The following is a 6,972-nucleotide window of genomic DNA, read 5'->3' on the forward strand; positions in this document are numbered from 1 at the left end:
CCCGAGCCCGCGCCCGGGCCCGCGCCCGACGCTCGGCGCGCCCGTACGGTCTGCACGGGCCGCCCCGGCGGCTCGGCAGCGCGCTCGCGCCCCGGCCCGGCGGTCCGCTCGTGCCCCGGCGGCCCGGCGGCGCGGCCGTAACGCGGACCGGCGGCCCGTCGGATCGGCGGTGCGAGTCACGCGATCTGCTCGCTGCCGCGGACCGGCGTGGTCAGGTGCTCGCCGATCCGGGCGACCAGGTCGCGCATCCGCTGGCCGACCAGTCCGGCGTCCACGCCCTCGTCGGCGAGGACCGCCAGGTAGGCCCGGGAGCCGGCCGCCATCAGGTAGAAGAACCCGCCGCCGACCTCGATCACCACCAGCCGCATCCGCCCGTCGCCGTGCGGGAACTCGTGGCCGACCGCGTTGGCCAGGCTCTGCAGTCCGGCGCAGGCGGCGGCCAGCCGGTCCGCGGTGTCGGGGTCGGTGCCGTGCTGGGCCAGCCGCAGGCCGTCGGCCGACAGCACGATGACGTGCCTGATGCACGGAACGGTCTCCGCGAGGTCCTTGAGCATCCAGTCCATGTTGGTCCGTTGCTGAATCACTTGTCGCCTTTCCCTGCTGCTTCGTCACTGGCTCGGCTGTCGCCGCCCGGCCCGGCGGACGGCGCGGTGCCGTTGACGCCGTCGGTGAAGGCGGCCAGCCACAGGCCGGGCTGGACCGGCTCGGGGGCGGGTGCGGGTGCGGGTGCGGATGCGGGTGTCCGCGGCGCCGGGGCGGCCTGCAGCGGCGGCACCGCGGCCGGGGCCTGGGTCTGCTGCGGGGGACGGGCCGCGCCGAAGCGGGACGGGGCGGCGTGGCGGCGGCGCTGGGGCAGCCCGTTCGCGGTGCGTTCGAGCACCAGCGGGACGTCGTCCTGGTACGGGTCGGCGGCGGCCGCGGGTGCGGGCACGGCGCGCGGGAACGTCCCGGTGGGGGCGGCCGCGACGGAGGACGCGGCCGGGAAGGCCGCGGTGGCCGCGAAGCCCCCGGCGGGGGTGTGGGTCGCGGCGGCGGGGTGCGGGCGGGGCGCGGTGTCCGCGAACTCGGCGCCGGCCACCATCGGGTAGGGCTCGGTGTCGGCCGGCCCCTGGCCCTGGTGCGCGGGGAAGGCCAGCGGGGTGGTGGTGGCGATCCGGCCGATGCCGTGGGCGCGGCTGGGCGCGGGCGCGGTGGTGATGTACGTCTGCGGGACGATCAGCACCGCGCGCACGCCGCCGTACGCGGACGGGCGCAGCGAGACCTGGAAGCCGTAGGCGCGGGCGAGCCGGCCGACCACGGCCAGGCCGAGCCGGGGCGCCTCGCCGAGGCCGTTGAGGTCGATGCCGGACTCGGCCTCGGCCAGCATCCGTTCGGCCCGGGCACGGCCCTCCTCGCCGAGGCTGAGGCCGCCGTCCTCGATCTCGATGGCGATGCCGGTCTGCACCTCGACGGCGGTGAGGTGGACGTTGGTCTGCGGCGGCGAGTAGCGGGTGGCGTTGTCGAGGAGCTCGGCGAGCGCGTGGATCAGCGGTTCGACGGCGGGGCCGACCACGGCGACCTCGGAGACCGGGTGCAGTTCGACCCGGCGGAAGTCGAGGATCCGGGAGATGCCGCCGCGCAGCACGCTGTACAGCGGGACGGGGTTGTTCCACTGGCGGCCGGGCCGGGCGCCGCCGAGCACGGCGATGGAGTCGGCGAGGCGGCCGATCAGCGCGTTGCCGTGGTCGAGCAGCAGCAGGTCGTCGAAGACCGCGGGGTCGTCGCCGTGCCGGTCCTCCATCTTGCGCAGGTCGATGGCCTGGCGGTGGACGATGGCCTGCACCCGGCGGGCGATGTTGACGAAGGCGCGCTGCGCGGACTCGCGCATCGCCTCCTCGTTGTCGACGGCGTCGAGGACGGAGCGCAGCACGGCGTAGCGGAAGTCGTGGAACTCGTCGCCGGCGTTGTTGACGTGCTGCTGCTCGTAGGAGCGGAGCACGTCGGTGATGAACTCGCCGCCCTGCATCCGGGCGACGGCCTGCGGGAGTTCGGTGCGGGCGAGTTCGAGCATGCCGGCCTGCTGGCGGGCCAGCCGGTGCCGCTGCTCGGCGTCCTGCCGGGCGGCCTCCTCGCGGGCCAGCTCCAGTGCGCGGCCCCGGCGCACCGCCTCGTAGCCCGCCACCGCCACGGCCGCGGCGCCCACCAGGCCGCACCAGATGATCCCCGAGGTGGCCGCGCCGGGGGCCGCCGCGACGGCGAGGCCGACGGCCGCGCCGATCACCGCCGCGGGCAGCAGGCAGACGAGCACGGCCGCGGGCAGCCGCCCTCCTGACGACGGTCCGCCTGGTGACGATCCAGCTCGAAGCATCAGCATCCTCATACGCTCGGAGGGGACGGGGGTGTGGGCGGGGCCGGGCGGTGCGGCGGGGCCCGGGCGCGAAGCAGCATAGCCGCTGCGCCGGACCTCTGACGGTCCGTCAGAATTCTTTTCCCCCAGGAGAGTTGCCCTGCTGGAGGGCCGTTTCCGGAACCCGCCGGCGCGGTCCGGACCGCACCGCGCCCGGCTCATAGGCTTGTCGCACCACGCGCCCCCGGAGTAGCGCCGCGCCCCGGATTCACCCGGACGAGCGGTAGTCCCGGCAAACCTTCGGCCACGCCCGGGCGAAACTGCTAGGCGCATATTCCCCCACCCCTCGTTCACGGATCCTCCGCAGCACCGTGGGCCCCGACTCACCCCGGACTCACCCCCGGTTCACCCCGCCGGGTAGGGACGCCCGGTGAGACGCCGACGCCGACGCCGACGCCGACGCCGACGCCGACGCCGACGCCCGCGCCCACCGACCGGAGGCCCGATGCCCACCGACCCGTCCGCCCTGCCCGGCCGCCGCACCCTGCTGCGCACCGGCCTCGCCACCGGCGCCGCGACCGCCACCGCCGGCCTGGCCACCCCGACCCCCGCCGCAGCCGCCTCCCCCGCCACCGACACCGGCACTGACACCACCGACGCCCCCGCCTCCGTCCCCGCCGACCGGACCGTCACCCTGACCGGCCGACTGCCCACCGGCGCGGCCGACTTCGTCCACCTACCGGTGGAAGTCCCGTCCGGCGTGCGGGAGATCGCGGTGTCCTACAGCTACGACCGGCCCGCCGTCCCGGCCGGCACCCCGGGCAACTCCTGCGACATCGGCATCTTCGACGAGCGCGGCACCGAACTCGGCGGCCGGGGCTTCCGCGGCTGGTCCGGCGGCTTCCGCGACTCCTTCGCGCTCTCCGCGAGCGCGGCCACCCCCGGCTACCTGCCCGGCCCGGTCAATCCGGGCACCTGGCACGTGGTGCTCGGCCCGTACCAGGTCGCCCCGCAGGGCCTGGCCTACACCGTGCAGGTCACCTTCCGGTTCGGCCGCCCGGGCCCGGCCTTCACCCCGCACTACCCGGCCGAGCGGGCCCGCGGCCGCGGCCGCGCCTGGTACCGGGGCGACTGCCACCTGCACACCGTGCACTCCGACGGCCGCCGCCTGCCCGAGGAGGTCGCGGCCGGGGCCCGGGCCGCCGGGCTGGACTTCATCGTCTCCACCGACCACAACACCACCTCCGCGCACGGCGTCTGGGGCCCGCTGGCCGGGGACGACCTGCTGGTGATCACCGGCGAGGAGGTCACCACCCGCAACGGCCACTGGCTGGCCCTCGGCCTGGACCCCGGCCGGTTCGTCGACTGGCGCTACCGCTCCCGCGACGGGCAGTTCCCGCGCTTCGCCCGCCAGGTCCGCCGCAGCGGCGGCCTGGTCGTCCCCGCCCACCCCTACTGCCCGTACGTGGCCTGCCAGTGGAAGTTCGGCTACCAGGACGCCGACGCCGTCGAGGTGTGGAACGGCCCCTGGACGTACGACGACGAGTCCGCCGTCGACACCTGGGACGCCCAGCTCGCCACCGCCCTGCGCGAGGGCCGCGACTGGCTGCCCGCGCTGGGCAACAGCGACGCCCACAGCGCCCCGCAGCCGATCGGCAGCCCGCACAACGTCGTCCTCGCCGACGACCTCAGCCGCCCCGCGGTCCTCGACGGCCTGCGCGCCGGGCGCAGCTGGATCGCCGAATCCGCCGCCGTCGGGCTGGAGTTCACCGCCACCGGCCACGGCCGCCGGGCCGGCATCGGCGAACGCCTCACCGTCCCCGCCGACGCCCCCGTGGACGTCGAGCTCACCGTCTCCGGCGTCCCCGGTGGCACCGCCCGGCTGCTCACCGACGAGGGCCAGCTCCGCCAGGAGGCCCTCCCCGCCGCCGGCCCCGCCACCGTCCGCTGGCGCACCACCGCCTCCCTCGCGGCCTACGTCCGCGCCGAGGTCCGCCACCCCAAGCCCGACGGCACCCCCGGCAAGGGCAACGCGATGGGCCCCGGCCTCCCCTGGGGCCCGATGGCCGCCCTCACCAACCCGATCACCCTCCACGTGGAGCAGTAGCCCCGGGCCCGGGTGCGGGGAACGGTCGGGCCGTCAGGAGTCGGCCGCCTTCCGGAACCGCTTGGCGAACGCGGGGTCGGACTCCCACCACAGGCCGGCCCCGCCGCCGCCCTCCTCCCCCGCACCGGCCTGCGGGGCGTGCGGCGCCGGGGGCTCGGGGTCCTCGACGCGCACCCGGAACATCAGGCCGGGGACGGTGCGGAACACCACCGCGAGCAGGACCGTCGTCGCCACCGCGTAGACCGGGGGCACCGTGATCCCGGCCAGTGGCGGCAGCAGGAGCGCGAAACCGAGCCCCGTCCCGCGGGCCGTGACCGGGGCGTCCCGGTCCTCGGCCACCCGCACCGTCACCGGGTTGGAGCCGGTGCGGTCCTTCGCGGCGACCCGCACCACGTGGGTGCCGGCCGGCACCGGGAACCGTGCGCTCTCCCCCTGCCGGACCTGGCCGACCCGGACCCCGTCGACGAGGACGCCGAACGTCCCCGCCCGGCCGATCCCCGGCTGCTCCGCGCGCACCACGATGGTTCCGGTCATCGCCCCCCACTTCTGATGATCATGCGATAAATCGCGCCAAGGATAGGGCACTTGCCGTCCCGCGCGCCCGCGCATTCCGGGCGGACCGCTCAGGTCAGCTCCACCACCTTCCGCCCGCAGCGCAGGAACACCCGGCGGGTCGCCCGCGGGCGGGCCAGGTCGTGCGCGCCCAGCACGACCCGCAGCCGCTCGTCGGCGTCCGCCCGGCCGAGCGGGACCGCCTGCTGCGTGCCGTCGGTGTGCTCGACGACGAGCCGGAGGCCGCCCGCCTCGGCGACCCGGCGGACCTGGTTGAGGCTGGGCAGTTCGCCGCTGACCCTGACCAGCAGCTCCCCGAGCGTCGCCGCGCCGTGCGCGGCGGGGTCGACGGTGGGCAGCGGCCCCGCCTCGGAGTACCGGCGGACCGAGAACCGGGCCCGGAAGGCGTCCCGGGCGGCGAGCGCGGCGGCCTCGCCGTGCACGGTGGCGGTGACGGCGGCGGCCAGCAGGGTCTTCACGGCCATCGGGTGCCGGCGGCCGTCGTCGACCTGGGCGAGCAGCAACTCGACCTCCTCGTCGAGCAGTTCGGTGAGCGCCCGCAGGTACCCGGGCAGTAGCCGGTCGGCGCAGGCCATCAGCCGGCCGAACATCTCCTCGGCGGGGAAGCCCAGCCCGACGTAGTTGTTCCTGGACTTGCTCATCTTGGCGCCGGTGCCGTCGGTGCCCTCGATCAGCCCGGTGGCGAGCACCACCTCGGGCCGCTGCCCGGTCGCGCTCATCACCCGGCGGCACATCTGCAGGTTCAACAGCTGGTCGAGGCCGCCGAGTTCGATGTCCGCGACGAGCTCCACCGAGTCCAGCGCCATCACCACGGAGTAGACCAGTTCGGCCAGGGTCAGCCCGCTGCCCTCGGCGAGCCGGGTGCGGAAGTCCTCGCGCTGGAGCGCGGCGGAGGCGGGCAGCCGGGTGAGCACCTCCAGGAAGCGCGGCAGCGTCATCGGCTCCAGCCACTCGCTGTTGAACCGGAACTCCGCCCGCTCGAAGTCGAAGAACGGCCCGACCTGCTGCCGGTAGGTGGCGACGTTGCGCCGCACGTCCTCCTCGGTGAGCGGCGGGCGCTCGGCGCTGCGGCCGGACGGGTCGCCGATCCGGGCGGTGACGTCCCCGACCAGGAACACCACCCGGTGGCCCATCCGCTGCAGCCGGCTGGCCAGGATCATCGGCACCGCGTGCCCGAGGTGTACCTCCGCCCCGGTCGGGTCGATCCCGAACTTGACCGTCAACGGCCGCCCCTCGCCGAGCAGTTCGGCCAGCCGCCCGCCCCCGGGCAGCACCTGCGCGACCCGCGCCCCGAGCAACTCGGCCTGCCGCCCGGCGGACAGCCCGGACAGGTCGGCGCCCCGGCGCTCGGCGAGCAGCCCGAGCAGCCGGGCCAGCTCCGGCCCCTCCCGCAACTCCCCCTCGTCCTCGATCAGTTCACGGAGCTGCGCGGCACTTCGGTCGAACACGGTGGCGGCCATGGCCATCCTCTCGGGAGGCGTCGGCGCACGGCGGCAGGGCAACTGCCGCCGAACACGGACGGGGATGCGGGGATGCGGGGGACTCGGCGGAGGCCGGACGGCAGGGGACGGCTGCCGGCCGACCCGCGAAGGGGCGGCCGCCCACGGCTCGCGGCAGGTGTCGACGCCCGCACCGGCCGTACCGCCCGCGGACGGGCACCCGCACGGGGGCACGTCAGCGCATCAGCACGTCAGCAGGGTCGTCCGAAAAGGACCGGGAGGCTCGGCCGCCCGCAGACAGGGGCAGGCCGGAGGGCGGTGTGCACCGCCTCTAATATCGCTTCACCACGCGAGCCTCCGGGGACAGGGAACGGCGGGAACGCGAAATGCGCCCGGCAGCGCCGTCGCCGCCCATGCTGCCCCACTCGCCCCACCCCGCGCACCTGGTTTTTCCCTCCCCACCTCCCGCCCCTTTCCCCACTCCCCTTTTCTCCTTTTCCACCCACCCGCACCGCGCACCTGGTCTC

The 6,972-nt window shown here is 76.0% G+C and carries 5 protein-coding genes; 1 reads left to right on the top strand and 4 read right to left on the bottom strand.

Features of this window, described 5'->3' with window-relative positions; genetic code table 11:
• Positions 1-176 precede the first annotated feature (176 nt).
• The gene (locus IH44_RS0129475; protein ID WP_030462807.1) at positions 177-584 is read right to left on the bottom strand and encodes a roadblock/LC7 domain-containing protein; all 408 of its coding nucleotides are present in this window, start codon (positions 582-584) and stop codon (positions 177-179) included.
• Positions 581-2,353, bottom strand: a complete 1,773-nt coding sequence (locus tag IH44_RS0129480) for a sensor histidine kinase KdpD (RefSeq protein WP_232795132.1) — start codon at positions 2,351-2,353, stop codon at positions 581-583. The genes IH44_RS0129475 and IH44_RS0129480 overlap by 4 nt, the downstream gene beginning before the upstream one ends.
• A gap of 478 nt (positions 2,354-2,831) precedes the next feature.
• Here IH44_RS0129480 and IH44_RS0129485 point away from each other — a divergent pair, with 478 nt between their 5' ends.
• On the top strand, positions 2,832-4,433 hold the full coding sequence (locus IH44_RS0129485; protein WP_051817491.1) for a CehA/McbA family metallohydrolase: 1,602 nt from the start codon (positions 2,832-2,834) through the stop codon (positions 4,431-4,433).
• A gap of 33 nt (positions 4,434-4,466) precedes the next feature.
• On the opposite strand, the gene IH44_RS0129490 is transcribed toward IH44_RS0129485, so the two are convergent.
• Together IH44_RS0129490 and tyrS are read right to left on the bottom strand one after the other, a co-directional pair.
• Positions 4,467-4,967 carry a hypothetical protein gene (locus IH44_RS0129490; protein ID WP_030462810.1) on the bottom strand — a complete coding sequence of 167 codons (501 nt, stop codon included), beginning with the start codon at positions 4,965-4,967 and terminating at the stop codon, positions 4,467-4,469.
• Between the two features lie 89 nt (positions 4,968-5,056).
• Positions 5,057-6,466, bottom strand: coding sequence for a tyrosine--tRNA ligase (tyrS, locus tag IH44_RS0129495; protein WP_232795133.1), 1,410 nt, complete (start codon positions 6,464-6,466; stop codon positions 5,057-5,059).
• Positions 6,467-6,972 lie beyond the last annotated feature (506 nt).

The sequence above is a fragment of the Kitasatospora sp. NRRL B-11411 genome (assembly GCF_000721345.1).
Taxonomy (GTDB): Bacteria; Actinomycetota; Actinomycetes; order Streptomycetales; family Streptomycetaceae; genus Kitasatospora; species Kitasatospora cineracea.